This is a genomic window from Mycobacteroides salmoniphilum, from assembly GCF_004924335.1.
Taxonomy (GTDB): domain Bacteria; phylum Actinomycetota; class Actinomycetes; order Mycobacteriales; family Mycobacteriaceae; genus Mycobacterium; species Mycobacterium salmoniphilum.
Map to the genome: position 1 here is coordinate 2052071 of NZ_CP024633.1, position 26287 is coordinate 2078357.

The 26287-nt window shown below is 62.5% G+C and carries 20 protein-coding genes; 12 read left to right on the forward strand and 8 right to left on the reverse strand.

Annotation, left to right across the window (positions count from 1 at the left end):
• Window positions 1-237: 237 nt before the first annotated feature.
• A complete protein-coding gene (gene rpsA / locus DSM43276_RS10120; RefSeq protein ID WP_078292702.1) occupies window positions 238-1689 on the forward strand; it encodes a 30S ribosomal protein S1 in 1452 nt (483 codons plus the stop codon).
• A gap of 311 nt (window positions 1690-2000) precedes the next feature.
• Entirely contained in the window at window positions 2001-3197 is a 1197-nt protein-coding gene (gene coaE / locus DSM43276_RS10130) for a dephospho-CoA kinase (RefSeq protein WP_078330637.1), read from the forward strand.
• A gap of 2 nt (window positions 3198-3199) precedes the next feature.
• On the opposite strand, the gene DSM43276_RS10135 is transcribed toward coaE, so the two are convergent.
• Window positions 3200-3865, reverse strand: coding sequence for a TetR/AcrR family transcriptional regulator (locus tag DSM43276_RS10135; RefSeq protein ID WP_078330638.1), 666 nt, complete (start codon window positions 3863-3865; stop codon window positions 3200-3202).
• Window positions 3866-4229: 364 nt separating this feature from the next.
• Here DSM43276_RS10135 and DSM43276_RS10140 point away from each other — a divergent pair, with 364 nt between their 5' ends.
• From DSM43276_RS10140 to DSM43276_RS10155, 4 genes are all read left to right on the forward strand, one after another.
• Window positions 4230-4625, forward strand: a complete 396-nt coding sequence (locus tag DSM43276_RS10140) for an MmpS family transport accessory protein (protein ID WP_234803077.1) — start codon at window positions 4230-4232, stop codon at window positions 4623-4625.
• Window positions 4622-7576 (forward strand): MMPL/RND family transporter, encoded by a 2955-nt coding sequence (locus DSM43276_RS10145; protein WP_078330639.1) that lies wholly within the window; start codon window positions 4622-4624, stop codon window positions 7574-7576. The genes DSM43276_RS10140 and DSM43276_RS10145 overlap by 4 nt, the downstream gene beginning before the upstream one ends.
• Before the next feature lie 841 nt (window positions 7577-8417).
• A complete protein-coding gene (locus DSM43276_RS10150) occupies window positions 8418-8834 on the forward strand; it encodes an MmpS family transport accessory protein (protein ID WP_078312287.1) in 417 nt (138 codons plus the stop codon).
• Window positions 8831-11818 carry an MMPL/RND family transporter gene (locus DSM43276_RS10155; protein WP_078330640.1) on the forward strand — a complete coding sequence of 996 codons (2988 nt, stop codon included), beginning with the start codon at window positions 8831-8833 and terminating at the stop codon, window positions 11816-11818. The genes DSM43276_RS10150 and DSM43276_RS10155 overlap by 4 nt, the downstream gene beginning before the upstream one ends.
• 139 nt (window positions 11819-11957) lie before the next feature.
• On the opposite strand, the gene DSM43276_RS10160 is transcribed toward DSM43276_RS10155, so the two are convergent.
• From DSM43276_RS10160 to DSM43276_RS10175, 4 genes are all read right to left on the reverse strand, one after another.
• A complete protein-coding gene (locus DSM43276_RS10160; RefSeq protein ID WP_078292696.1) occupies window positions 11958-12434 on the reverse strand; it encodes a DUF5078 domain-containing protein in 477 nt (158 codons plus the stop codon).
• Window positions 12435-12495: 61 nt separating this feature from the next.
• A complete protein-coding gene (locus DSM43276_RS10165) occupies window positions 12496-12906 on the reverse strand; it encodes a hypothetical protein (RefSeq protein ID WP_078292695.1) in 411 nt (136 codons plus the stop codon).
• Window positions 12907-12947: 41 nt separating this feature from the next.
• Window positions 12948-13946, reverse strand: a complete 999-nt coding sequence (locus DSM43276_RS10170; RefSeq protein ID WP_078330641.1) for a Gfo/Idh/MocA family protein — start codon at window positions 13944-13946, stop codon at window positions 12948-12950.
• Entirely contained in the window at window positions 13939-14463 is a 525-nt protein-coding gene (locus DSM43276_RS10175; RefSeq protein WP_078330642.1) for a ribonuclease FAU-1 family protein, read from the reverse strand. The genes DSM43276_RS10170 and DSM43276_RS10175 overlap by 8 nt, the downstream gene beginning before the upstream one ends.
• Window positions 14464-14532: 69 nt before the next feature.
• On the opposite strand from DSM43276_RS10175, the gene uvrB reads away from it, so the two are divergent.
• On the forward strand, window positions 14533-16692 hold the full coding sequence (uvrB, locus tag DSM43276_RS10180) for an excinuclease ABC subunit UvrB (protein ID WP_078326204.1): 2160 nt from the start codon (window positions 14533-14535) through the stop codon (window positions 16690-16692).
• Here uvrB and soxR read toward each other — a convergent pair whose 3' ends face one another.
• Window positions 16693-17145 (reverse strand): redox-sensitive transcriptional activator SoxR, encoded by a 453-nt coding sequence (soxR, locus tag DSM43276_RS10185; protein WP_078326203.1) that lies wholly within the window; start codon window positions 17143-17145, stop codon window positions 16693-16695. It lies immediately after the preceding gene.
• Between the two features lie 46 nt (window positions 17146-17191).
• Here soxR and DSM43276_RS10190 point away from each other — a divergent pair, with 46 nt between their 5' ends.
• The 3 genes from DSM43276_RS10190 to DSM43276_RS10200 all read left to right on the forward strand — a co-directional run bounded on the left by DSM43276_RS10190 (window position 17192) and on the right by DSM43276_RS10200 (window position 20736).
• Window positions 17192-18640, forward strand: a complete 1449-nt coding sequence (locus tag DSM43276_RS10190; protein ID WP_078330643.1) for an MFS transporter — start codon at window positions 17192-17194, stop codon at window positions 18638-18640.
• Between the two features lie 13 nt (window positions 18641-18653).
• Window positions 18654-20111, forward strand: coding sequence for a M20/M25/M40 family metallo-hydrolase (locus tag DSM43276_RS10195; RefSeq protein ID WP_078330644.1), 1458 nt, complete (start codon window positions 18654-18656; stop codon window positions 20109-20111).
• 184 nt (window positions 20112-20295) lie between these two features.
• Window positions 20296-20736, forward strand: a complete 441-nt coding sequence (locus DSM43276_RS10200) for a universal stress protein (RefSeq protein ID WP_078326200.1) — start codon at window positions 20296-20298, stop codon at window positions 20734-20736.
• A 28-nt stretch (window positions 20737-20764) separates the two neighbouring features.
• Here the strand turns inward: DSM43276_RS10200 and DSM43276_RS10205 are convergent, their stop codons facing one another.
• The gene (locus DSM43276_RS10205) at window positions 20765-21442 is read right to left on the reverse strand and encodes an MBL fold metallo-hydrolase (RefSeq protein ID WP_078330679.1); all 678 of its coding nucleotides are present in this window, start codon (window positions 21440-21442) and stop codon (window positions 20765-20767) included.
• 153 nt (window positions 21443-21595) lie between these two features.
• Here DSM43276_RS10205 and uvrA point away from each other — a divergent pair, with 153 nt between their 5' ends.
• Both uvrA and DSM43276_RS10215 read left to right on the forward strand, forming a co-directional pair.
• Window positions 21596-24550 (forward strand): excinuclease ABC subunit UvrA, encoded by a 2955-nt coding sequence (uvrA, locus tag DSM43276_RS10210; RefSeq protein WP_078330645.1) that lies wholly within the window; start codon window positions 21596-21598, stop codon window positions 24548-24550.
• Window positions 24551-24560: 10 nt separating this feature from the next.
• A complete protein-coding gene (locus DSM43276_RS10215; protein WP_078330680.1) occupies window positions 24561-26042 on the forward strand; it encodes an AMP-binding protein in 1482 nt (493 codons plus the stop codon).
• On the opposite strand, the gene DSM43276_RS10220 is transcribed toward DSM43276_RS10215, so the two are convergent.
• The gene (locus DSM43276_RS10220; protein ID WP_078330646.1) at window positions 25999-26259 is read right to left on the reverse strand and encodes a hypothetical protein; all 261 of its coding nucleotides are present in this window, start codon (window positions 26257-26259) and stop codon (window positions 25999-26001) included. The genes DSM43276_RS10215 and DSM43276_RS10220 overlap by 44 nt on opposite strands.
• Window positions 26260-26287: the final 28 nt, after the last annotated feature.

Below are 26287 nucleotides of genomic sequence, written 5' to 3' on the forward strand. Positions count from 1 at the left end.
GTGCGGGCGCAGGCGCATAGGACACCACCGAAGAGTAGCTGCGAGCTCACGTGTGGGTGCGGTAACCGCGGCGCGCCCACGGTCGGCGAGCGGACCGGGTTTGTCCTGGTGGAGGGCAGTCGAGTAAGGTGATGTGCGTCTCTGCCGCACGTGCGGAGATCAAAGCACGCCTACAGCTGAAGCTAGCTGTGAGCAGAACTGTCCCTACTACACAACCTGTCCGGAGCAACCCAACACATGCCAAGTCCCACCGTCACCTCGCCGCAAGTAGCCGTCAACGACATCGGCTCGGCCGAGGATTTTCTCGCCGCTATCGACAAGACGATCAAGTACTTCAACGATGGCGACATCGTCGAAGGGACCATCGTCAAGGTTGACCGCGATGAAGTTCTTCTTGACATCGGTTACAAGACCGAAGGTGTCATCCCGTCCCGCGAACTGTCGATCAAGCACGATGTCGACCCCAACGAGGTCGTTTCCGTGGGCGACGAGGTCGAGGCCCTGGTCCTCACCAAGGAGGACAAGGAAGGTCGCCTGATCCTGTCCAAGAAGCGCGCTCAGTACGAGCGGGCTTGGGGCACGATCGAGGAGCTCAAGGAGAAGGACGAGGCCGTCAAGGGCACCGTCATCGAGGTCGTCAAGGGCGGCCTGATCCTCGACATCGGCCTGCGCGGGTTCCTGCCCGCATCGCTGGTCGAGATGCGTCGTGTCCGCGATCTGCAGCCGTACATCGGCAAGGAGATCGAGGCCAAGATCATCGAGCTCGATCGCAACCGCAACAACGTGGTGCTGAGCCGTCGCGCCTGGCTGGAGCAGACCCAGTCCGAGGTGCGCAGCGAATTCCTCAACCAGCTCACCAAGGGCGCCATCCGCAAGGGTGTCGTGTCCTCGATCGTCAACTTCGGCGCGTTCGTCGATCTCGGAGGGGTTGACGGCCTGGTTCACGTGTCCGAGCTGTCGTGGAAGCACATCGACCACCCGTCCGAGGTGGTTCAGGTGGGCGACGAGGTCACCGTCGAGGTTCTCGACGTCGATATGGACCGCGAGCGGGTTTCGTTGTCGCTCAAGGCAACCCAAGAAGACCCGTGGCGCCACTTCGCTCGCACCCACGCCATCGGCCAGATCGTGCCCGGCAAGGTCACCAAGCTGGTGCCGTTCGGTGCGTTCGTCCGCGTCGAAGAGGGCATCGAGGGTCTGGTGCACATCTCCGAGCTGTCCGAGCGCCACGTCGAGGTGCCGGATCAGGTCGTGGGTGTCGGTGACGACGCGATGGTCAAGGTCATCGACATCGACCTGGAGCGTCGCCGCATCTCGCTGAGCCTCAAGCAGGCCAACGAGGATTACACCGAGGAGTTCGACCCCTCGAAGTACGGCATGGCCGACAGCTACGACGAGGCCGGCAACTACATCTTCCCGGAGGGCTTCGACTCCGAGACGAACGAGTGGCTCGAGGGCTTCGACAAGCAGCGTGAAGAGTGGGAGGCCCGGTACGCCGAGGCCGAGCGTCGTCACAAGATGCACACCGTTCAGATGGAGAAGTCCGCAGCTGCCGCCGAGGCGGAGGCCGCTGCCGTGGCGAATGGTTCTTCCAGCTCGTCGCGGTCCGATGATTCGGCGTCGCAGGGTGGTTCGCTCGCCAACGACGAGCAGCTCGCCGCATTGCGCGAGAAGCTGGCAGGCAACGCCTAAGCACGTGTTCTCAAAGGAGGGGGCCCCGGTCATGTACCGGGGCCCCTTTCGTTTACGCGAAAACCATTTGCGCCGCCCGATGTGTTGGAGAACATGAGCATGTTCCTGATGGTGGCGCGCCGTCGCAGAAGCGGGTGTTCACCACACATCTGGTCGAGTGATTGCGGTCGAACCGCATCCCGGGCGCACTTCCGGCACTGGACATTCCAAGCGGGAATTACATTGCCGCGAAGCGCTTTCCGTCCGTCGCCCCGCGTCGACTCGGCGGTGCTGGTGATCAGGCGCCGCTGACACTGTGACAGACTGCGGGCATGTTGCGGATCGGCCTGACCGGAGGAATCGGCGCGGGGAAGTCCACGGTGTCACGGACGCTCGCGGAATGCGGTGCGTTCATCGTGGACAGCGACGTCATCGCGCGTGAAGTGGTCGAACCGGGAACTCCCGGCCTCGCAGCGCTCGTCGAGGCCTTCGGTGAATCGATTCTGCGGCCCGACGGCGCCCTGGATCGCCCGGCGTTGGCCGCCATCGCATTCCAGGACGACACGCACCGCGCCACTCTCAATGGGATTGTGCATCCGCTTGTCGGAGCCCGCCGAGCCGAACTGATGGCCTCCGCGGGTGAGGATGCCGTTGTGGTGGAGGACATTCCGTTGCTCACCGAGAACTCGTTGGCGCCCTTCTATCACCTGGTGCTGGTGGTGCACGCAGAAATCGAGACACGGGTGGCACGACTCATCGCGCATCGGGGCATGGACGAACAGGACGCCCGCGCACGTGTCGCCGCGCAGGCCAGCGATGAACAACGCCGGGCGATTGCCGATGTATGGCTGGATAACTCAGGCGACACCGAAGCACTCGCGCAGACAGTTCGGGATCTCTGGTCTACGCGGTTGTTGCCCTATGCGCACAACCTGCGCACAGGGCAACGCGCCCAGTGGGCACCCGTGCTGGTGCCCGCCGATCCCACCTGGCCGGCACAAGCACAGCGCGTAGTAAACCGGATCGCGGTGGCGTGCGGGTCGAAGGCGCTGCGGATCGACCACATCGGCTCCACCGCGGTACCCGGGCTCGATGCCAAGGACGTGATCGATATCCAGGTAACCGTCGAGTCACTGGAGGTGGCAGATGCCCTGGCCGAACCGCTGGCCAGGATCGGACTACCCCCGATCGCAGGCATCACGTCAGATGACCCGCATGACGCCGACAAAGCCAAATGGGGCAAGCGAATTCATGCCTCCGGCGATCCAGGGCGCGCGGTGCTGGCGCATGTGCGCGTCGACGGGTGGCCAGGTCAGCGGTTCGCTCTGGTCTTCAGGGATTGGCTGCGTTCCGATCAGCTGGCGCGAGCCGAGTACCTTGCCGTAAAACACACGGCCGAGCGCCAGGCCGCCGCGTCGGGCGGCGATCCTGCCACCTATGTGGATGCCAAAGAACCCTGGTTTGCGCAGGCGTATCCGCGCGCGCTGGCGTGGGCCGACGAGACCGGATGGACGCTCTCGACGCGCTGAACTCAGTGCGTCTTGGCGACGATGCCGACGCAGGTTGCCGTCAACAGCCTTGTCAGTGCCGGCTCGAAGTCGAGACTCCAGTCCGGCGGGACACCCGGTTCATTCTGATAGTCATGGTCAAGCCCTTCGGGTGGGTGTGCGACCTGCCACAGCATGGCGGCCAGCGAGAACGCTGCGACCAGGATGTCCAGTGAACCCTTGCGCCCGATCTCGGGGAGCGTGTGTTCGATCGATTCGGCAATCGCCATTACGGCGGCATTGCTGATCTGCTTGACCTCAGCGACGCGCTCGACATCGACCTCGTGTTCTAGGTGAAGATGCTGGTTCGCGAGGAGATCGCAAAACAGCGGATCTTCGACGAGCCCGTGCACGAGAGCCTCGGCCACGCGAGCGGGGGAGCCGGGGTCGGGCGTCGCCAGCGCGGCGCATACCGTGTCCGACCAGCGGGTCCAACCCTCCGCGGCCAGGTGCAGCAACACTTCCTTGTGCGAGCTGAAGTAGCGCCGAACCGCGGAGTAGTGCACCCCGGCGCGATTGGCGACGGCAGTCAGCGTCACCGAGGTGACACCCGATTCCACAGCGAGCGACCGTGCGGCTTCCACGATCGCTGCCGCCCGCTGACGCTTCTTTTCGTCGGTGCGGGCGCGTTGGAATGTCAGTTGCGCCACGTGCCGAGGATAACGCACGGTGTGTGATTTGCGAGGCAGCGAACCACCCGGTAGCGTGCGTTACGCACGTCGTATGCGTTAAAGATCCTGATGAACGCGCTGGAAGGGAGCCGACTGTTCCGCACTTAGGCATGGTTTACTTCGAGAAACGTCTGGGTGCGCGCACCTAGACATCGCAGGCTCGAAGCAGCCATCACGCGGCGATTGCTGCACCGCCCTCGTCATTGGGGTGGATGGGTGCGGGTATCCGATCAGTAGTTGCGTCAGGTTCGGGCCAGTAGGTGGCGTCACCTTGCGAAACGCCAACGGGTGAAGGGGTTTTACGATTCTCAGCGCATTGAAGCGGGCTTGGATCCCGGTGGTGATGGTGCTCGTCCTTGCCATCGCAGGCTTCGCGGTATGGCGGATTCGCGGCATTTTCGGCTCTCATCAGCTGCCCACCTACGCCGGCAGCATGACCGACGACAAAAACAACTCCAAGCCCAAGCATGTGGTCTACGAGATCTACGGCCCGCCCGGAACCATCGCGGACATCAACTACATCGACAAAGAGGGCGAACCGCATCAGATCAATGGCGCGGTCTTGCCGTGGTCGATTGAGATCGTCACGACGGCACCGTCGATGACGGGAAACATCCTGGCTCAAACCCGTAATGCCGATGGGCTGGGCTGCCGCATCACGGCCAATGACGAGAAAAAAGATGAAAGGTATACCAACGAGGTGAGCGCCTACGTCTACTGCTTTGTGAAGTCCGCATGAGCGGGGCACACGGCGGAGGCGAGCCCACCTTCATCGCCAAATGGATCCGGCGCCTGTCGATCCCCATCGTCATCGGCTGGCTGGCCATCGTCTTTGCCTTGAACACCTTTGTTCCGCAGCTGGAGCAGGTGGGCAAGGAGCACACCGTGTCACTCAGCCCGCAGAGCGCGCCTGCGATGCAGGCGATGAAGAACATGGGCAAGATGTTCAAGGAGTCCGACTCCGACAGCGTCGTCATGGTGGTGCTCGAAGGGCAGGAGCGGCTCGGCCCCGGCTCGCACAAGTTCTACGACGAGATGGTGACGCGGCTGCGGGCCGACACCAAGCATGTTCAGCACGTCCAGGACTTCTGGGGCGATCCGCTCACCGAGGCCGGTGCGCAAAGCACCGACGGCAAGGCCACCTACGTGCAGGTGAACCTCGCCGGAAACATGGGCGAGACTCTCTCCAACGAGTCCACCGAGGCCGCCCGCAACATCGTCAAACAGCTCGAATCGGAGTGGACCAAGGACGGCGCCAAGCTTCCCGACGGGCTCACGGTGTACGTCACCGGCCCTGGCGCCCTGCAGACGGATATGAACCACGCCGGTGACGGCAGCCTCAAGCTCATCACGGGGCTCACCTTCCTGGTCATCGTGGTGATGCTGCTGTTCTTCTACCGGTCGATCTTCACCGTGATCATGGTGTTCATGCTGGTGGGCATTCAGCTCTCCGCTGCTCGGGGAGTCATCGCCTTCTTGGGCAATACCGAGATCATCGGTCTGTCTACATTCGCGGTGAACCTGCTTGTGATGCTCTCCATCGCGGCCGGAACCGACTACGCCATCTTCTTGATCGGGCGTTATCAGGAAGCCCGAGCCATGGGCGCTGATAAAGAGTCCGCGTACTACGAGATGTTCCATGGCACGGCACACGTCATCCTGGGCTCGGGTCTGACCATCGCCGGTGCCATGTACTGCCTGAGCTTCACGCGCATGCCGTACTTCCAGACCCTGGGTGTGCCATGCTCGGTCGGCCTGCTCGTGGGTGTGCTGGTATCCCTCACCCTGGGACCGGCACTGATCACCATCGGAAGCCGCTTCGGACTGTTCGAACCCAAGCGCGCCATGCGAATTCGCGCCTGGCGCAAGATCGGAACCACGATCGTGCGCTGGCCCGGGCCCGTCCTCGCGGCCGCGCTGTCCATCGCCATCATCGGTCTGGCCGCACTGCCCGGATACCGGACCAGCTACGACGACAAGAAGTACATCCCGAAGGAGATCCCCGCCAACGCCGGCTTCCAGGCCGCGGACCGGCACTTCTCACAGGCCCGGATGAACCCGGAAATGCTTCTCATCGAGGCCGATCACGATATGCGGAACTCGGCGGATTTCCTCGTCATCGACAAGATCGCCAAGGCCGTGTTCCGCGTTCCCGGAATCGCTCGTGTGCAAGCGATTACGCGCCCACAGGGCACGCCGATCGAGCACAGCTCCATCCCGTTCCTCATCAGCATGCAGAGTGTGGGCCAGCTGCAGAACATGAAGCTGATGAAGGACCGCATGGCCGACATGAAGGTCCAAGCCGACAAGATGGGCGAGAACGTCGTCATCATGAAGCGGACCCTCGCCAACATGACCACGATGGCGGGCATCACGCACTCGCTCGTCGGCGATATGCACACTCTGCAAGGCACCATCCACGAGATGCGCGACAGCATCTCGAACTTCGACGACTGGTTCCGCCCTATTCGCAACTACCTGTACTGGGAGAAGCACTGCTTCGACATCCCCATGTGCTGGGCCATGCGCTCGATCTTCGACACCCTCGACAAGATCGATGAGATGACCGAAACCATGGACGGCATGGTGGTCAACATGGAGCGGATGGATCAGCTGATGCCCAAGATGGTGTCGGACATGTCGGCAATGGTTCCGATCATGGAAGACATGCAGAAGATGATGCTGACGCAGCACAGCACCATGTCCGGCTTCTACAACCAAATGGACGAGATGAGCCAGAACTCGACCGCCATGGGTAAGGCGTTCGATGCCGCCAAGAACGACGACTCGTTCTATCTGCCGCCGGAGATTTTCGATAACGCCGACTTCAAGCGTGGTCTGAAGTCATTCCTATCGCCGGACGGCAAGGCGGTCCGGATGATCATCTCGCATCGCGGCGATCCCGCTACGCCCGAAGGTCTTGCGCACGTTGAGCCGATCAAGCAAGCCGCGATCGAGGCGGTGAAGGGCACCCCCCTTGAGGACGCCAAGATTGAGCTGGGTGGCACCGCGGCCGTGTTCAAGGACATGTCCGATGGCGCCCGATACGACCTGATGATCGCCGGCATCTCCGCGCTGTGCCTGATCTTCCTGATCATGCTGCTCATCACGCGAAGCTTCGTGGCCTCGCTCGTCATCGTGGGTACGGTCGCGCTGTCCCTGGGCGCGTCGTTCGGTCTATCGGTCATCATTTGGCAGTACATACTCGGTATCGAGTTGCACTGGCTCGTCATGCAGATGGCCATCATCGTGCTGCTCGCTGTGGGCTCCGACTACAACCTGCTACTGGTCTCCCGCCTCAAAGAGGAGCTGCACGGCGGGCTGAAGACCGGCATCATCCGCTCAATGGGCGGTACCGGCAGTGTGGTGACCTCCGCCGGCCTGGTGTTCGCCTTCACGATGGCCGTGATGGTGGTCAGCGACCTGCGCATCATTGGGCAGGTCGGAACCACGATTGCGCTGGGTCTGTTGTTCGACACGCTCATCGTGCGTTCGTTCATGACCCCGGCCATCGCGACCATCCTGGGCCGTTGGTTCTGGTGGCCGCTGAACGTACGCAGCCGGCCGCTGCCACCACCGAGGACTCCGCAGTCACCAGCGACCGTGCCGCCACCTCCTCAACCGGCTCCAGTCGGTTCGGGGCCGGGGGATGATCCGGTGACCACCGAATTCCCGAGGCCAGCGGTCTAAGCGTTCGGTCGTTCGCTGGCCGGTACGTGACAGCCGTCGATGCGCGGACCGCGCATCGACGGGCGTCACCAAAGTTAGTGCCGACGCGTGGATAACTCGCGCTGGTGAATGGTTGGATCTCCTGACTTACCGCCGCCACCACCGAGTGGCCGGGCGTCAAATGCCCCGCCAAATTTGTTTGCTGATGTCATTGCTGCCGATGCTTCGCGACGGCGAGCATCGCGTTGCTAATGGACAAATGTCTCATACTGTGGCGAAGGACACGCCCGCTGAAATCGGTCGGCCTTAGTCACTCTTACCGGCCGCGACACGAGCAGGGCTCGCGTTCGTTTGGGGCCCGCGAGCGTGCAATGGACAGTCCGTCGAAAGATTGCGATGGCAAACAGTGGCTAGGTCCAGTAGCTGGTGCGATTCTCAGGCCAGTCACCAACATGGATGTGCGAGCAGGCTCTTTCGTAACATTGGCGAAAAGAAGCAGGGAATAGATCCGTGTCACCGGTTGTTGACTTTTCCTTGTAGCTAACTAGGCTGTTTCGAGTACCTAGGGGGCGAAATGCGCAAGTTGTGACTGATGACACATGTACAGTTCCCTGACAAACGTATGTAGTATCCCTTACGAATTACTGAGAAAACGGGCATGAGCGGAGCCGAGTGGGATGAACGGATGTTGTGACCGGACGCCCCAGGCGCTCGCTGACTCCGCAAAAACAACACGGTGTCGTACTGGCTGGTAACTATTTGCGCGCGAATCGCGGACATGCACAGCCGGACGCGATAGGCAGAGTCGAGTTGTTGGCCCCCGGGCCACACGGGTGAAGGGGATTGGACCATTTTCAAGGTATTGGCGCGGGTATGGGTCCCGCTGGTCGTTCTGGTGGTGATCTCGGCCGCCGCATTCGGCGTCTATCGGCTGCACGGCGTGTTCGGCTCGACCAACATCAATCAGGCGATCGGCATCAAGGATGACTCCAAAAACATCATCCCGAAAGACATCGTCTACGAAATCTTCGGTCCCGCAGGGACAAAGGGCGAGGTCAACTATCTCGATGACCGGGCCCAGCCACAGCGCGCCCAGTTCACCACACTGCCGTGGACGTTGACCATCACGACGACGATGACTTCTGTCTTCGCCAATGTCGTCGCGATGGGGGATAGCGATGAAATCGGCTGCCGCATCCTGTCCAACGGCGAAGTAAAGGACGAACAGACTGTGTCCAACCACAACGCCCAAGTCTTCTGCATGGTGAAATCCGCATGAGCACACATAGCGCTCCCACGAATGGCGCAACCCAAAAGCCTTCGCGCATAGCGCGGTTCATCCATACGTTCTCGGTGCCGATCATTCTTGCCTGGCTGGTGTTGACCGTCATCGTCAACGTGGTCGTGCCGCAGCTCGAAGAGGTCGGCAAAGAGCACTCAGTGTCGTTGGCGTCCAAGGACGCACCGTCATATCAGGCCATCAAGCGCCAAGGTGAGCTGTTCCAGCAGTTCAAGGACGACAGCATGGTCATGGTCTTGCTGGAGAGCGATACCAAGTTCTCCACCGATATGAACGACAAGGCGCACACGTTCTACCGCGAGTTGGTCAAACGGCTACGTGGCGATACCAAACATGTGGAATACGCCCAGGACTTCTGGGGTGACCGCATCACCGCCGGTGGCGCGCAGAGTGTCGACGAAAAATCTGCTTACGTTCAGCTGAATCTCCGTGGGGACCAAGGCACCACGACGGGTAAGGAATCCGTCACGTCGGTCCAGGACATCGTCGCCAAGCTCATCGACGAGAGCAAGAAAAACGACACCTATCCCGACGGGCTCAAGGTCTTCGTCACCGGGCAGGCCGCCCTGACGATGGATATGAACGACGCCGGCGACAAGAGCATGCTCAAGATGACGGGTATCACCTTCGTCGTCATTGCCGTGATGCTGCTCCTCATTTACCGGTCCATCACGACGGTGCTGCTCATCCTGTTCATGGTGTTCGTCGAACTGGGTGCCGCTCGTGGCGTGGTCGCGATCCTCGGCAATGCCGAAATCATTGGGCTGTCGACATTCGCGGTGAACCTGCTGACCTCCCTGGCCATCGCGGCCGGGACGGACTATGCGATCTTCCAAATCGGCCGCTATCACGAGCTACGGGCCGAGGGCAGGGACCGGCTCGAATCCTTCTACATCATGTATCACAGTGTCTCGCACGTGATCTTGGGTTCGGGTCTCACCATCGCGGGAGCCACGTTCTGCCTGAAATTCACTCGCCTGCCGTACTTCGAGTCGTTGGGTGTGCCGTGCGCGATCGGCATGCTGGTGGTGGTGGCTGCCTCGCTCACCATCGGCCCCTCGGTGATTCTGATAGCGACAAAGTTCGGGCTGCTGGAGTCCAAGCGCACCATCAAGAGCCGGGGATGGCGCAAGATCGGCACCGCCATCGTGCGCTGGCCGGGACCGATTTTGGCGGTCACGATGATCATCGCGATCGTCGGCTTGGGCATCCTGCCGACGTACTCGGTGAACTACAACGACCGGTATTACATCCCGACTGGCCTGCCGTCGATTCAAGGCTTCCAGGCTTCTGACCGGCACTTCTCGAAGGCGAGAATGAACCCCGACATCCTGATCGTCGAGGCGGACAAGGATCTGCGGACCCCTGCCAACATGTTGGTGCTGGACCGGATCGCCAAGAACGTCTTCCGCACCGAGGGCATCAACAAGGTGCAGAGCATGACCCGCCCGATGGGCGCCCCCATCGACCACAGTTCGGTGCCGTTCCAGGTGAGTATGCAATCGGTATCGATGACCGAGAACATGAATTACCTCAAGAACAGCATGTCGGATATGTTGAAGATGGCGGACGATATGGGTTCGATGATCGCCATCATGGAACGCATGTACAGCATTATGAAAGAGCTGGTCGGCGTCACGCACAATATGGCGACTGTGACCACTCCTGACATGATCAGTGTCACCAATCAAATGCGGGACAACATCGCCAATTTCGACGATCAATTCCGCCCGCTGCGTAACTATTTCTATTGGGACAAGCACTGCTTCGATATTCCAATGTGCTGGTCCATGCGCTCGCTATTCGACACCATCGACGGGATCGACAAACTCGCCGAGAGCATGCAGGGATTGCTCAAGGACATCACCAATATGGACAGGCTGATGCCACAGATGGTCGAGCAGCTTCCGCCGATGATCGCCATCACCAAGAACATGCGGAACACCATGCTGACCATGTACAGCACGATGAACGGCATGGTCGGCCAGATGGACCGCATGACCGACACCGCAACGGTGATGGGTCAGGCGTTCGATGAGGCGAAGAATGACGACTTCTTCTACCTGCCGCCGGAAGCCTTCGATAACGAAGACTTCAAGAAGGGCGTCAAGCTGATGATGTCGCCGGACGGCAAGGCTGCGCAGTTCATCATCACGCACGAGGGCGACTACGCCAGCAATGAGTCGCTCGCCAACACCGAGGTCGAACTCAAGGCCGCCAAGAACGCCATCAAGGGCACCCCCCTGGACGAGGCCAAGCTCTATCTCGGCGGCACCGCACCGACGTATCACGACATCGGCGAGATGGTGAAGTACGACCTGATGATCGCGGTCATCGCGTCGCTGTGCCTGATCTTCGTCATCATGCTGGTCATCACGCGAAGCATCGTGGCGGCGTTCACGATCGTCGGGACCATCGCGATATCGCTCGGGGCATCCTTCGGTCTGTCGGTGTTGCTGTGGCAGCACATCCTTGGGTTGCAGCTGCACTGGTTCGTGCTGCCGTTCACCGTCATCATCTTGTTGGCGGTCGGATCGGACTACAACCTGCTGCTCGTGTCCAGATTCAAGGAAGAGCTGCATGGTGGGCTGAACACCGCGATCCTTCGGGGTGTGGGTGGATCGGGAAGTGTGGCCACCCAGGCAGGTCTGGTGTTCGCGTTCACCATGGGTTCGATGATCACCAGCGATCTGATCGCGATCGGCCAAGCGGGATCGGCGATCTGTCTGGGTCTGCTTTTCGACACCTTCATCATCCGGGCGTTCATGACACCCGCGATCGCCGCCCTGATGGGTCGGTGGTTCTGGTGGCCCATGAAGGTGAGCAAGTACGCGACGGATCCACCACCGCCTCCCGTGCCGGTCGAGCAGCAGGTTCCGCCACCGCCGGCTCCGGTTCCGGTCGGTTCGGGTCCCGCACATGATGATCCGGTCACCGCGGAATTCCCGCGACCTGCGATCTGACGGCTAGTGAAAGTTCGGCCCCCATGCTCACACAGCATGGGGGCCGAACTTTTTGCAGGTGTTTGTGCGGCATTGATATGCGGACAGAAAAACGCCCCGCCGGTGTGATCACCGCGGGGCGTTTTTACTGTGCGCTTGGTTAGGGGCCGTCCCACACCGACATGTCGGACGGGTACTTGCTGCAGTTCTCGGTGCCCTTAGCGACGACACCCTTGTTGTTGAAGAAGATCTTGCCCCAGTTGGGCCACTGAGACGTCAGCGCCTCGGGCGGGTAGTTCACCGCGAAGACTTCGGACTCGGCACGGCGACCCGTGTAGTCCTTCGCGAAGAACTCATGAATCCGGTCGATCGTCGCCTGCTGCACATAATCGGGCTTGTTGTTCTTATCGATCATGTACCGCGTGTAGTAAATCGGGTCATAATCGCGGACCGCGGCCAGATACTGTTCGGCAGTACATGTGGTCTTCAGCATCCGGCGGGGAATTGGGTAGTCATCGGTGGAGTCTGCGGACGCAATCGCGGGGAATGTGCTCGCGGCGATACCCGCGGTGACTATCGCAATTCCGGCAGCGCGGAATGGACCGCGAATATTGCTACGAATGGAGTTCAGGCGCATGGCGCCATTGTAGCGGTTTTCGTGCAGGTCCGGGGTGCGAAAGTGACTAATTCGACTCTGGTTACGCGTTGAAGTGACCGCAGGTGACAGAGTCGTTGACGGGCCCGTTGAAGATCCCGAGAGCGGGGGGCACCGTCAGGTCCTGGGAGTCGACCACGACATCGTCGACCTGCACCTCGCAGTGCAATCCGACGCCATAGGGAGGCAGCACCCGAACGGTCATCCCGGCCTGCGCGGGATCCTCCATCACCAGGTTCACCTCCCAGGACTCGCCCGGCCCCAGACGGGGCTGCTCGGTCCGCCGGTCCACCGGATCGGTCTTGAATGTCACGGAGATACCGCGGCCGAGGCCATCGACACGAGCGATGTAGCTGATGTTGTGCAGCTCGGCTGCGGAGGCTGGTACTGCCGGAAGCGCGAGCGTGACCGCCGCTGCCCCGGCAGCGCCCAGCCCTCGGAGGAGGGGACGCATACCGGTATCTTAGCGGCGCCCAAGAGGCGGCGGCAACGCGATCACTCCAGGTCAGCAGGGTCTTCAGTGTGGTGCACTCCCAGCTGCTCGCAGGCCGTGTTCAGGATCCGCTGCACGGCCAACGTATCGGCGAGGGGCATCACCGTGCTCTGCGCTCTGCCGTCGAGCAGGCACTCGGTGACCTCTTCGAGTTCGTGACTGTAACCGCCGCCAGCCGGCGGTTTCACGATTGGTTCGGGATCAGATCCCTTGCGGTGCACCACGATCTCGCGCGGATGATGGAAACGGGGGAGGATATCTATCCAGCCCTCGGTGCCGAAGATGCGCGCTTGGCCGGGTGTGTGATGCAGCAGTGAGCACAGCAACGTCGCGGTGCGTCCGTCGTCGTAGCGCAGCAACAGACCGGCCTCGGCGTCCACCCCGGTGGGAAACAGTGAACCGTGTGCCACGACCGCCGCCGGATCGCCAAGGAAATACTGGGCCAGCGAGACCACGTAAACACCAAGATCCAACAGCGCTCCTCCGCCCAGTGCGGGATTGAACAATCGGTCGTCGGGATCAAACGGGCGGTCAACGCCGAGGTCCGCCTGCACCTGACGGACCTCGCCGATAACCCCGTCGTCGACAAGCTTCTTAGCCGCGACGATCACCGGCTGAAACCGCGTCCACATCGCCTCCATCGCAAAAACACCGCGGGCCCTTGCGATATCGATGATCTCTTGCGCTCCGGACACCGTCGCGGTGAAGGTCTTCTCGACCAGGATCGCTTTGCCTGCGGTAAGCGCCGCGATGGCGGCCTGTCGATGCTGGGGGTGTGGAGTGGCGATGTACACGGCGTCCACATCGGGGTCGGAAAGCAGCTCCCGATAGGAGCCGAAGGCGCGCGGAATCCGGTGGGTCTGCGCGAACTCCCGGGCACGCTGGGCCGACCGGGAGGCAACGGCCACCAGCTCGGCTCGCGGTGTGAGCGGGAAGTCGCGGGCCACACTTCCCGCGATACGGCCCGGTCCGATGATTCCCCAGCGAATGGCTTCAGGCATGGACGTCTCCATTCGGGTCGCGCCAGGTCAACGGCATTCCGGCCGCGGCGAGCCATGCGTTCAGATCATGCCCGTGCCTGGCGAGGTGGCTGATGGTCGCGGCTGCCCGGTGGACGGCGAGTTCTGTTGTGACAGTGGACAACAATCCTGCCTTATGCGCCTCGAGCAACTCATCTACATCCGTCAATTCGGTTTCACGTCCGCAGCGCACCACCAAGTCAAGATAGTGGTCGATTGCCACCCATTGCGACGGCCCGGGGACGAAGTCGCCGACATCAAGGTAGAAGTCCTGATCGCGCTCGTGGCCCGGACTGAAGTGAAAGATGTTCGCACGCAGTCCCAGCGTCGGAAGTAGCCAGGATTCCAGATAGTGAAACTGCGCCCGACCGGGCGTCGGGCGAGCCATGAAGAGTCCCCAGGGCTCCACCCGGTATTCGTCCACCGACCGCACGATTCCCTTGGGGTCGGTGTTCGTCATGGCATCGAGGTCGAAGACCTCGCGTTTGGGCGGGTGCACGCTGGTTTCCTCCCTGCCTTCCTTACTGGTATGCGAAGGGATGTCGGACCCTCGGCTTACTCTGGGCTCATGGCTTTCGCAACAGAACACCCCATCGTTGCGCATTCCGAGTACCGCCCGGTCACGGACGTCCTGCGTGCCGATGCGCGATTCGAGGTCGTCAGTGAGTATGAACCTGCGGGTGACCAGCCGGGCGCCATCGCCGAGCTTGAACGCAGAGTTCGGGCGGGGGAGAAGGATGTGGTGCTGCTGGGTGCCACGGGTACCGGCAAGTCGGCGACCACGGCCTGGCTCATCGAGCGGTTGCAACGGCCGACGCTCGTCATGGCGCCGAACAAGACTCTCGCCGCGCAGCTGGCCAATGAGCTCCGGGAGATGCTGCCGCACAACGCGGTCGAGTACTTCGTGTCGTACTACGACTACTACCAGCCGGAAGCGTATATCGCTCAGACCGACACCTATATCGAGAAGGACAGCTCCATCAACGACGATGTGGAGCGCTTGCGGCACTCCGCGACGTCCAATCTGCTGTCCCGGCGAGATGTCGTGGTGGTGGCATCGGTGTCGTGCATTTATGGTCTGGGCACCCCGCAGTCCTATTTGGATCGCTCTGTGCAATTGGATATCGGGCTCGAAGTGCCCCGGGACGCACTGCTGCGGTTACTGGTCGACATGCAGTACAACCGCAATGACGTGGCATTCACTCGCGGCACCTTCCGGGTCCGCGGCGACACCGTCGAGATCATTCCCTCGTATGAGGAGCTGGCGGTGCGCATCGAGTTTTTCGGTGACGAGGTGGAGGCGCTCTATTATCTGCATCCGCTGACCGGAGACGTTGTGCGTCAAACCAATTCGTTACGGATCTTTCCGGCCACACATTATGTGGCGGGCCCGGACCGGATGGAGAAGGCGCTGGTTAGTGTCGAGCGGGAGCTCGAGGAGCGCTTGTCCGAGCTGGAAGGCCAGGGCAAGCTGCTGGAGGCCCAGCGACTGAGGATGCGCACCAACTACGACATCGAGATGATGCGCAATGTTGGCTTCTGCTCGGGTATCGAAAACTACTCGCGTCATATCGACGGGCGCGGCGCCGGCACGCCACCCGCCACGCTGCTGGACTACTTCCCGGACGACTTTCTGCTGGTCATCGACGAGTCGCATGTGACGGTTCCGCAGATCGGCGCCATGTACGAGGGCGATATGTCGCGCAAACGGAACCTGGTGGACTTCGGCTTCCGGTTGCCGTCGGCGGTGGACAACCGTCCTCTTACCTGGGAGGAATTCGCCCAGCGAATCGGACAGACCGTGTATCTGTCTGCGACGCCCGGGAACTACGAGCGCAGCGCTGCCGGCGGCGAGTTCGTCGAGCAGGTGATCCGTCCCACCGGACTGGTGGATCCGAAGGTGGTCGTCAAACCGACCAAGGGGCAGATAGACGATCTCATCGCCTCGATCCGTCAACGCACCGAGGCCGATGAGCGCGTGCTGGTGACGACGCTGACGAAGAAGATGGCCGAGGACCTCACCGACTATCTGCTGGAGATGGGTATTCGGGTGCGTTACCTGCATTCGGAGGTCGACACCCTGCGACGGGTGGAATTGCTGCGTCAACTCCGGCTCGGCGAGTACGACGTCCTCGTCGGTATCAACCTCCTGAGGGAAGGTCTGGACCTGCCCGAAGTGTCACTGGTCGCGATTCTCGACGCCGATAAGGAGGGATTCCTGAGGTCCAGCAGGAGTCTGATTCAGACCATCGGGCGCGCCGCGCGCAATGTGTCCGGTGAGGTGCACATGTACGCCGACAGGATGACGGACTCGATGAAAGAGGCCATCGACGAGACTGATCGTCGGCGCGCCAAGCAGGTCGCCTACAACGAGGCGAAGGGGATAGACCCACAGCCATTGCGCAAGAAGATCGCTGACATTCTGGACCAGGTATATCGCGAAGCCGAAGACACCGAAGAAGTGGCGGTGGGTGGATCGGGTCGCAACTCCAGTCGCGGTAGGCGGGCACAGGGCGAGCCCGGCCGCGCGGTGAGTGCCGGAGTATTCGAAGGCCGCGACACCAAGAGCATGCCCCGTGCGGAGCTGGCCGATCTGATCAAGGACATGACCGAGCAGATGATGGCGGCGGCGCGCGATCTGCAGTTCGAGCTGGCGGCGCGCTTCCGCGACGAGGTCGCGGATCTGAAGAAGGAATTACGCGGTATGGACGCCGCGGGCCTGAAGTAATCAGCCCGGATCGGCGAGCAGCAGCGCACCGGTGGACCCGTCCTCGGCAAGGACATCGGCGGGATTGAAGAGAGTGCACTTCGTCATCGACAGGCATCCACAGCCGATGCACCCAGTGAGCTTCTCCTGCATATCTGCGATGGCGTTCTTGCGCTCTTCCAGATGCGAATGCCACTGGCGCGAGATTCGTTGCCAGTCACGAGTACTCGGTGCTCGGTCATCCGGCAGGCTCGACAGCACGTCGGCGACCTCCGACAACGGAATGCCGAATCCGGTCGCGACCCGAATCAACGAGATGCGGCGCAACGCGTGGCGGCGGAACACCCGTGCATTGCCGGACGTGCGCTCGGCCGGGATCAGGCCGATATCGGCGTAGTACCGCACCGCGGATACCGCGATTCCGGAACGCCGGGCCACCTCGCCGATCGGCAACAGCTCGGCCTTGTCCTTCATCAGGCCTCCTTGATCTCAAGTGCACTTTAGCTCATAGCGTGTCGACATGACTCACGACGTGGCGACCGGCAGCTGGCGGGATCTGTTGTACGGGCGGCAACTCGGCATCGTTACGGTGCTCGCTGGTGGAGTGGCGCTGTACGCGACCAATGTGTACCTCACCACCAGTCTGTTGCCGAGCGCCGTCGCCGATATTGGTGGGGAACGTTTCTACGCGTGGGTGACAACGCTGTATCTGATCGCCTCAGTGAGTGCCGCCACGGTGGTGAGCCCCCTTCTTGGCTGGGCGGGTCCACGCGGCGCTTATCTACTCGCGTTCAGCGCGTTCGCCGCGGGCACCGTCGTATGTGCGGTGGCTCCGGAAATGCACGTCATGCTCGCCGGGCGCGCGGTCCAGGGGGCGGCAGGCGGGCTGCTGGCCGGACTCGCCTACGCCGTCATCAATCTTGCACTGCCACAGCGGCTATGGACACGCGCCTCAGCGCTCACGTCCGCGATGTGGGGCGTGGGCACCTTTGTGGGGCCCGCGGCCGGCGGGCTGTTCGCCCAATTCGGGTTGTGGCGGTGGGCCTTCGCGTCGTTGACGCTGATCACCCTCGGTATCGCCGCCATGGTGCCCTATGTGTTGACGCGAACGGAGCGCGCGGACACCGAGGCTGCGCGGCACCGCATTCCGGTGCGGTCCCTACTGGTGCTCACGACGGCGGCCAGCCTGGTGGCCGTGGCCGGGCTCCCATCGTCGGTGCCGACCATGGTGGGGCTGATCGCCGGCGCAGCCGCACTAGTAGTCCTGTTCGTCATACTCGATCGCCGCTCTACGGCCTCGGTACTACCCAAAGCGGTCTTCGCGCGCAACCCGCTTAAGTGGATCTACTTGACGATTGCGGTGCTTGCGGTGGCCTCGATGGTGGAGACGTACATTCCGTTCTTTGGTCAGCGCCTCGGACACCTGATCCCGGTCGCCGCGGGATTCCTCGGGGCCACCTTGGCATTCGGGTGGACCGTTGGCGAAATGATCAGCGCATCGGCCACGGCAAGGACTGTCGCACGTGTGGTGACGGTCGCTCCCGTCGTGGTTGCCGCAGGGTTGGTCCTGGCGGGTGCGCTCCAGCGTGATGGCGCCAGCGTCCCGGAGATCGCACTATGGGCGATCGGTTTCGCGCTGACCGGTGCCGGCATCGGCATGGCCTGGCCGCACCTGGCGTCCGCGGCGATGGCGGTGTCATCCGATCCGACCGAAAGTGGAGCAGCCGCAGCCGCCATCAGCACCGTGCAGCTGATCGCCGGAGCCTTCGGTGCCGGGTTGGCCGGAGTGCTCGTCAATCTCGGTGGATCGGCCAACCGTGGTGCGCACCTGCTGTTCCTCGGCTTCGCCGCGATAGTGCTCTCTGGTGTTGCGTTGTCCTCCAGAGTTTTTCGCGCAGGACCCGGCCCCGGCGGGAAAGCTGACGTGACGGATAAGCGAGAGGAAGGCGCGGTTCATACACCCGGGTAAGCGTCACGGGTGTATGAACGAAACCATGCATCGGATTCTCGCCCTGACGGCCGCCGTGCTCACCATCGCCTCCTGCGGTACGCCGCAGAATCAGAGCGCGCCGGCAAGTAGCACTCCCTCCACCACGGACGATCGCGGCGCATTTCGCGATCTGTATCGGGAGTTGATCGAGACCAATACGACCGCATCGCAGGGGAGTTGCACCGAGGCTGCCCAGAAGATGGCCGACCGCCTCAAGTCAGCCGGATACACCGATAAGGACCTGGTGCTGTTCAGCCCACCCGATCACCCCAAGGACGGCGGACTGGTCGCGACGCTTGCCGGGGCCGATGCGGGTGCCAAGCCCATTCTGTTGCTGGCGCATATCGATGTTGTCGAAGCCAAACGTGAGGACTGGAAGCGTGATCCGTTCACCCTCGTCGAGGAGAACGGATATTTCTACGCTCGCGGCGCCGAGGACGACAAGGCCATGGCCGCGATCTTCGTGGACAGCCTCATCCGGTACCGCGCAGAGAACTTCGTGCCGAAACGCCCGATTCGCGTGGCACTCACCTGCGGCGAAGAAGGCGGCGGGCAGGTCAACGGCGCCGAGTGGCTCCATCAGAACCGGCCCGAGCTTGTCGATGCCGAATTCGTCGTCAATGAAGGCGCCGGCGGCGACCTCGACGAAGACAACAAACCCATCCTGCTGGAAATCCAGGCGGGTCAGAAGATCTACCAGGACTTCACCCTGGAGGTCACCGACGAGGGCGGACACAGCAGCCAGCCCCGACCGTTCAACGCGATACAGGCACTCGGGGCCGGTCTGGACCGGCTCGCCGCCGCGCCGTTCCCGGTCCAGCTCAACGACGTGACCCGGGCGTATTTCACGGCACAGGCCCCACTGCAACCGGGTGAGGTGGGTCGAGCGATGTCGGCAATTGTCGCCAATCCGCAAGACCCGGCGGCGACCTCCGTCCTGTCCAGAAACCCGCTGTACAACGCGATGCTGCGCACCACCTGCGTCCCCACGAAAATCGAAGGCGGACATGCCAACAACGCGCTACCGCAACGCGCCACCGCGAATGTGAACTGCCGCATACTGCCCGGCGGCGGCGCCGTGCCCGTTCAAGAGGCCGTTCAAGGAGCCATCGTGAAGACCGTCAACGACCCCAAGATCACGGTGAAGCCCGCCGAGGCGTTCCGCACCAACGTCGCGAGTGTTCCGCCGCTGACGCCGCAGATCGTCGATCCCATCAAAGCCGTCGCCGGATCCATGTGGCCGGGTGTGCCGCTGGTCCCGACCATGTCCACCGGGGCAACCGATGCCATCTACTTCGGTAAGACTCCGGTATATGGCCTCAGTGGCATATTCGCCCAGCCCGGGGAGACCCACGCGCACGGGCTCGATGAGCGAATCCAGGTGAAGTCCCTGTACGACGGGCGGGCATTTCTCTATCAAGTCATCAGGCTTTACTCCAACGGTGCATGACCGCGTGGCGTAATGGCGCGTGATCGTCCTCATAGCCGGATTGAGGCGCAGGCCATACCTGCACGCGCACCCGGCGAGGGAAAATCACGCGCATAGCCCGACACAATCAGCCAAATGGCGCATGGCCGGGGCCCTTCCCGGCTAATCTCATCTGGCCTGGTCAAATGGAACTGGAGGACCTTTCATGAGTGCATACAGCACTGTCGTTGTCGGTACCGACGGATCGGATTCGTCGTACCGGGCGGTCGACCGCGCTGGAGCCATCGCGGGCGCTGCCGGTGCCAAGCTCATCGTCGCGACCGCGTACTTCCCGGAGAACAACCCCCACTCGGCCGATGTGCTCAAGGATGACGCGTACAAGGTCACCGGTAAGGCGCCCGTCTACGACATCCTGCGCACTGCCCGCGAGCGCGCGGGAGCGGCGGGCGCGACGAGCGTGGAAGAACGCTCGATCGAGGGAGCGCCGGTGGATGCGCTGCTGGATCTGGTGCTGGATACCAAGGCTGATCTGCTGGTCGTCGGCAACGTCGGTCTGAACACCATCGCCGGACGGCTGCTGGGTTCAGTTCCCTCGGATGTCGCCCGACGCTCCCGGTGCGACGTGCTGATCGTTCACACCACCTAGGATCCGGCGTGGCGCGAACGGGGCGGGCTTACCAGCCTCGTTCGCGCCATTCGCCGAGTGATCCGCGTTCCGCACCCACGGTGGTGTCGTCTCCATGCCCGGGGTAGACCACCGTGGAATCGGCGTACGCGCCGAAAAGGCGCTCACCGACATCGTCGAGCAGCTGGTTGAAGTCTTCGGGGCTGAAGGTCTTTCCGACACCACCTGGAAAGAGCGAGTCCCCGGTGAACAGGTGCGTCACACCGGCGGTGGTAAACGCCAGGGCCACCGAGCCCGGCGTGTGTCCGCGCAGGTGGATCACGTCGAAGTGCAGGTCACCGATATCGAAGCTGTCGCCCCCCGCCAGGAGGGTGGTGGGCGGCACGGGAAGCGGTCCGGCATCTAAATCATGTGCGGCACTGGCAGATTGGGTCTTGTCCACGATAGCCTCAAGGGCTTGCCAGTGATCAAAGTGTTGATGCGTGGTGACAATGAGCTCGATGTTCGGGGCGTTCTCGTCCAGTAGGGTCGCCAGCCGTTCCGCATCGTTGGCCGCGTCGATCAGCAGTGACTTGCCGGTGTGCGCGCATGTCACGATGTATGCGTTGTTGTCCATCGGGCCCACCGAGGCCTTGATGATGGTTGCGCCGTCCACGGTGCGACGGGCCACGCCGGAGCCCGGCTCGATGTGGCCGGAGTAGTCGTCATCGATGGTGATCGAGGTCATGGTTTCACCGTAGTGGCCCCGCGTGGCGCGAGGGTTGTCGGTGCCTGGTCCTAGCATGGAGGCGACGACTCAGCCGGCTCCGATTCCGCATGGGATGACAGCCGCTGAGCTATGCGAAAACACCTGCACATGGGGCAGTGTGAAAGGAGACAGGTGGCCGACCGTCTGATCGTGCGGGGCGCGCGTGAGCACAACCTGCGCGGTATTGACCTTGACCTACCCCGAGACAGCCTCATCGTCTTCACGGGTCTCTCCGGATCCGGGAAGTCGAGCCTGGCCTTCGACACCATCTTCGCCGAGGGGCAACGCCGGTACGTCGAATCCCTGTCCGCGTACGCCCGCCAGTTTCTGGGGCAGATGGACAAGCCCGATGTCGATTTCATCGAGGGGCTCTCTCCTGCGGTGTCCATCGACCAGAAATCCACCAACCGCAACCCTCGGTCCACCGTGGGCACCATCACCGAGGTCTATGACTACCTACGTCTGCTGTACGCGCGGGCCGGCTCACCGCATTGCCCGGTATGCGGGGAGAAGATCGCCAAGCAGACCCCGCAGCAGATCGTCGACCAGGTGCTGGACATGGAGGAGGGCCTGCGGTTCCAGGTGCTCGCGCCCGTGGTGCGCACGCGCAAGGGCGAGTTCGTCGACCTCTTCGAACAGCTGAACTCCCAGGGATACAGCCGTATTCGGGTTGACGGCGTGGTGCATTCGCTCACCGATCCGCCCAAGCTCAAGAAGCAGGAGAAGCACGACATCGAGGTGGTCATCGACCGTCTCGCCGTCAAGAACAGCGCCAAGCAGCGCCTGACGGACTCGGTGGAGACGGCCCTGCGCCTTGCCGACGGCATCGTGGTGCTCGAGTTCGTCGATGCCGACGAGGACTCTCCGCAGCGCGAACGCAGATTCTCCGAGAAACTCGCCTGCCCTAATGGCCATCCGCTCGCCGTGGACGATCTTGAACCACGGTCGTTTTCCTTCAACTCGCCCTATGGCGCCTGCCCCGAGTGCACGGGTCTGGGGATCAAGAAGGAAGTCGACCCCGACCTCGTGGTCCCCGACCCGGACATGACCCTCGCCGAGGGCGCCATCGCACCCTGGTCGATGGGGCAGAACGCCGACTACTTCGTCCGGCTCATGGCAGGGCTGGGCGACGCCCTCGGGTTTGACGTGGACACCCCTTGGAAGAAGCTTCCGGCGGCCGCCAAGAAGGCGCTCCTGGACGGCTCTTCCGAGCAAGTCCATGTCAGATACAAGAACCGGTACGGCCGCACGCGTTCGTACTACGCCGAATTTGAAGGCGTGCTGGCGTTCCTGCAACGCCGCATGGAGCAGACCGAGTCGGAATGGGCCAAGGAACGCTATGAGGGCTTCATGCGGGACATTCCGTGCCCCGAGTGCAACGGAACCCGCCTGAAGCCGGAGATTCTGTCCGTCACATTGACCGCCGGCGAGCACGGCGCCAAATCGATTGCGCAGGTCTGTGACCTGTCCATCGCCGAATGCGCGCAGTTCCTCAACGCATTGACGCTGGGGCACCGTGAGCAGGCCATCGCCGGGCAGGTTCTCAAGGAAGTTCAGTTCCGGCTGGGCTTCCTGCTGGACGTCGGCCTTCAGTACTTGTCGTTGTCGCGCGCTGCGGGCACATTGTCCGGTGGCGAGGCACAGCGCATCCGGCTGGCCACTCAGATCGGCTCCGGGCTGGTGGGTGTGCTTTATGTACTCGACGAGCCGTCCATCGGTCTGCATCAGCGCGATAACCGACGACTCATCGAAACGCTCACGCGGCTCCGGGATCTCGGCAACACGTTGATCGTCGTGGAGCACGACGAGGACACCATCAAGCACGCCGACTGGGTCGTCGACATCGGACCGGCCGCGGGGGAGCACGGTGGGCAGGTGGTGCACAGCGGCACCTATGCCGAACTGCTGAAAAACAAGAAGTCCATCACCGGTTCGTATCTTTCTGGGGCAGAGAGCATTCCGCTGCCGTTGATGCGTCGCACGATCGACTCGAAGCGTCAGGTCACCGTGGTCGGAGCGCGTGAGCACAACCTCAAGGACATCGACGTCTCCTTCCCACTCGGTGTGCTGACCTCGGTCACCGGAGTGTCGGGTTCAGGGAAGTCGACGCTGGTCAACGACATCCTCGCCACCGTGTTGGCCAACAAGCTCAACGGTGCACGCCAGGTGCCCGGGCGGCACACCCGAGTGACCGGTTTGGACCAGGTCGACAAGCTCGTGCGGGTCGACCAATCGCCGATCGGGCGTACACCCCGCTCCAATCCGGCGACCTACACCGGGGTCTTCGACAAGATTCGGACGCTGTTCGCGGCGACCACCGAGGCCAAGGTGCGTGGTTATCAACCGGGCCGGTTCTCCTTCAACGTCAAGGGCGGTCGCTGCGAGTCCTGCACGGGTGACGGCACCATCAAGATCGAGATGAACTTCCTGCCGGATGTATACGTGCCGTGCGAGGTGTGCCACGGCGCGCGCTACAACCGGGAAACGCTCGAGGTCCACTACAAGGGCAAGACGATCGCGCAGGTGCTGGACATGCCGATCGAGGAAGCCGCCGAATTCTTCGAGCCCATCACCTCTATTCACCGGTATCTGAACACGCTGGTGGAGGTCGGCCTGGGTTATGTGCGGCTGGGGCAGCCGGCTCCGACGCTCTCCGGCGGGGAGGCGCAGCGCGTCAAATTGGCCGCGGAGCTGCAGAAGCGTTCGACGGGCAAGACCGTGTACATCCTCGACGAGCCCACTACCGGTCTTCATTTCGAGGACATCCGCAAGCTGCTCACCGTGATCAACGGCTTGGTCGACAAGGGCAACACCGTCATCGTGATCGAGCACAACCTCGATGTCGTCAAGACGTCGGACTGGGTCATCGACATGGGCCCCGAGGGTGGGTCGGGAGGCGGCACCGTCGTGGCACAGGGCGCACCCGAGTCGGTGGCACAGACCGCGGGCAGCTATACCGGTGAGTTCCTGGTGGACCTGTTGCCCAAGCCCGTCCGGAACGGTAAGACTTCCGCGAAGGCTCCGTCCAAGAGCGCCGGAAAGCCGCCTGCCAAACCGCGTACCAGGAAGGTTGTCACGCCGGTCTAGGGTGGCATTCATGACTGACGCGGCAGTTGGTGAACCGTTCGTTCGCATCCTCGCCAACCTCGCGGAATCGTCGCCCGATGCCCCGGCGATCACCTGCGGTACCGAATCGGTCACCAGGGCCGAACTAGAGCGGCGTGCCACCGCGTTGGCGCACGCCTATCAACGGCTCGGTGTACGGCAGGGCGACCTCGTCACTATCGGATTGCCCAACTCGGTGGAATTCTTCGCGGCCCAGATCGCGGTGTGGAAGCTCGGTGCCACCCCACAGCCGGTGTCTTGGCGCCTACCGCTCGCGGAACGCCGGGCAATTGTCGAGCTCGCCGACTCCGCGCTGGTGGTGGGGGTCGATCCGGCCGATCATCCGGATCGAGTGTGTGTGCAGGCGGGATTCGAACCCCTGGCAGAAGACCATGCTGCCGGGCCGCTGCCGGAAGTGGTATCGCCGGCCTGGAAGGCACCTACCTCTGGAGGCAGTACCGGCCGACCGAAGATCATCCTCGCCCCCAGCCCCGCGGCCATCACGGGCCCGGCGGCCGGTGAGATCATGGGCATGCTGCCGGAAGATGCTCAGCTCGTCGCCGGTCCGCTGTATCACAATGCGCCGCTGATGTTTTCGTCATACGGACTGCTGCTGGGCCATCATCTGATCGTGCAGCCGAAGTTCGACGCGCTGCAAGCGCTCGAACTGATCGACACCCACAAGGTCACCTGGTTGCAGGTGGTGCCCACGATGATGTCGCGCATACTGCGCGAGGTGCGTCAGCACCCCGGCCGATTCGACCTGTCCACCATTCGGGTGTTGTGGCACATGGCTGCTCCGTGTCCGGTGTGGTTGAAACAAGCGTGGATCGATCTGCTGGGCCCGGAAGTGATCTGGGAGCTGTACGCGGGCACCGAGGCCATCGGCGGAACCATCATCACGGGACAGGAATGGCTGGCTCACCGGGGCTCCGTCGGTAAGCCTGCGCTCGGTGAACTGACGATCCTGGACGAGGAGGGAAACCCGCTGCCTTCCGGGGAGGTGGGGGAGATCTTCATGCGCCCGTGGGAGGGAACGCCCAAGCCCTACAAATACCTTGGTGCTGAGATCAAGCGGGTTGGAACCTGGGAGTCCATCGGCGATCTCGGGTGGCTCGATGACGATGGCTACCTCTACATGAGTGATCGTCGTACCGACCTGATCGTGACAGGCGGAGCGAATGTGGTTCCCGCGGAAGTGGAATCCGTCATGAACGGCTACCCCGGAGTGGTCGACAGCGTTGTCGTAGGGCTACCCGATGACGACCTCGGGCAGGTTGTGCATGCGGTGGTACACGCCGAGGGCAATGTGACCGAAGACCAGCTGCGCGAGTATCTGCTCGACGAGATTGTCCGGTACAAAGTTCCGCGCACCATCGAATTTGTCGCGGAGCCGCTGCGTGAGGACTCAGGCAAGGTCCGTCGCAGCCTCATCCGTGAGCAGGCGATTGCCCGCCGGGCCGCGACGGGCTAGCTTCCTCGCGCATCGACCTACGGATTTCCTCGAGCCGCTCGGCGGCTGCCCGGGCTCTGGCCTCGAACTGCTCCTCTGCCGCACGGCCCTCATCGCTTTCGGCGTCCAGCTCGGCGGAACCCGCAGCCGTGCCGGATCGGGTTTCGATCTTCTCGCGCACCGACTCGAAGGTTGGCACACCGCTGTCGGTGTATCCCGGATCAGGGGTATCGGACATACCGCTCGACGCTACTCCGCCCGGGCAG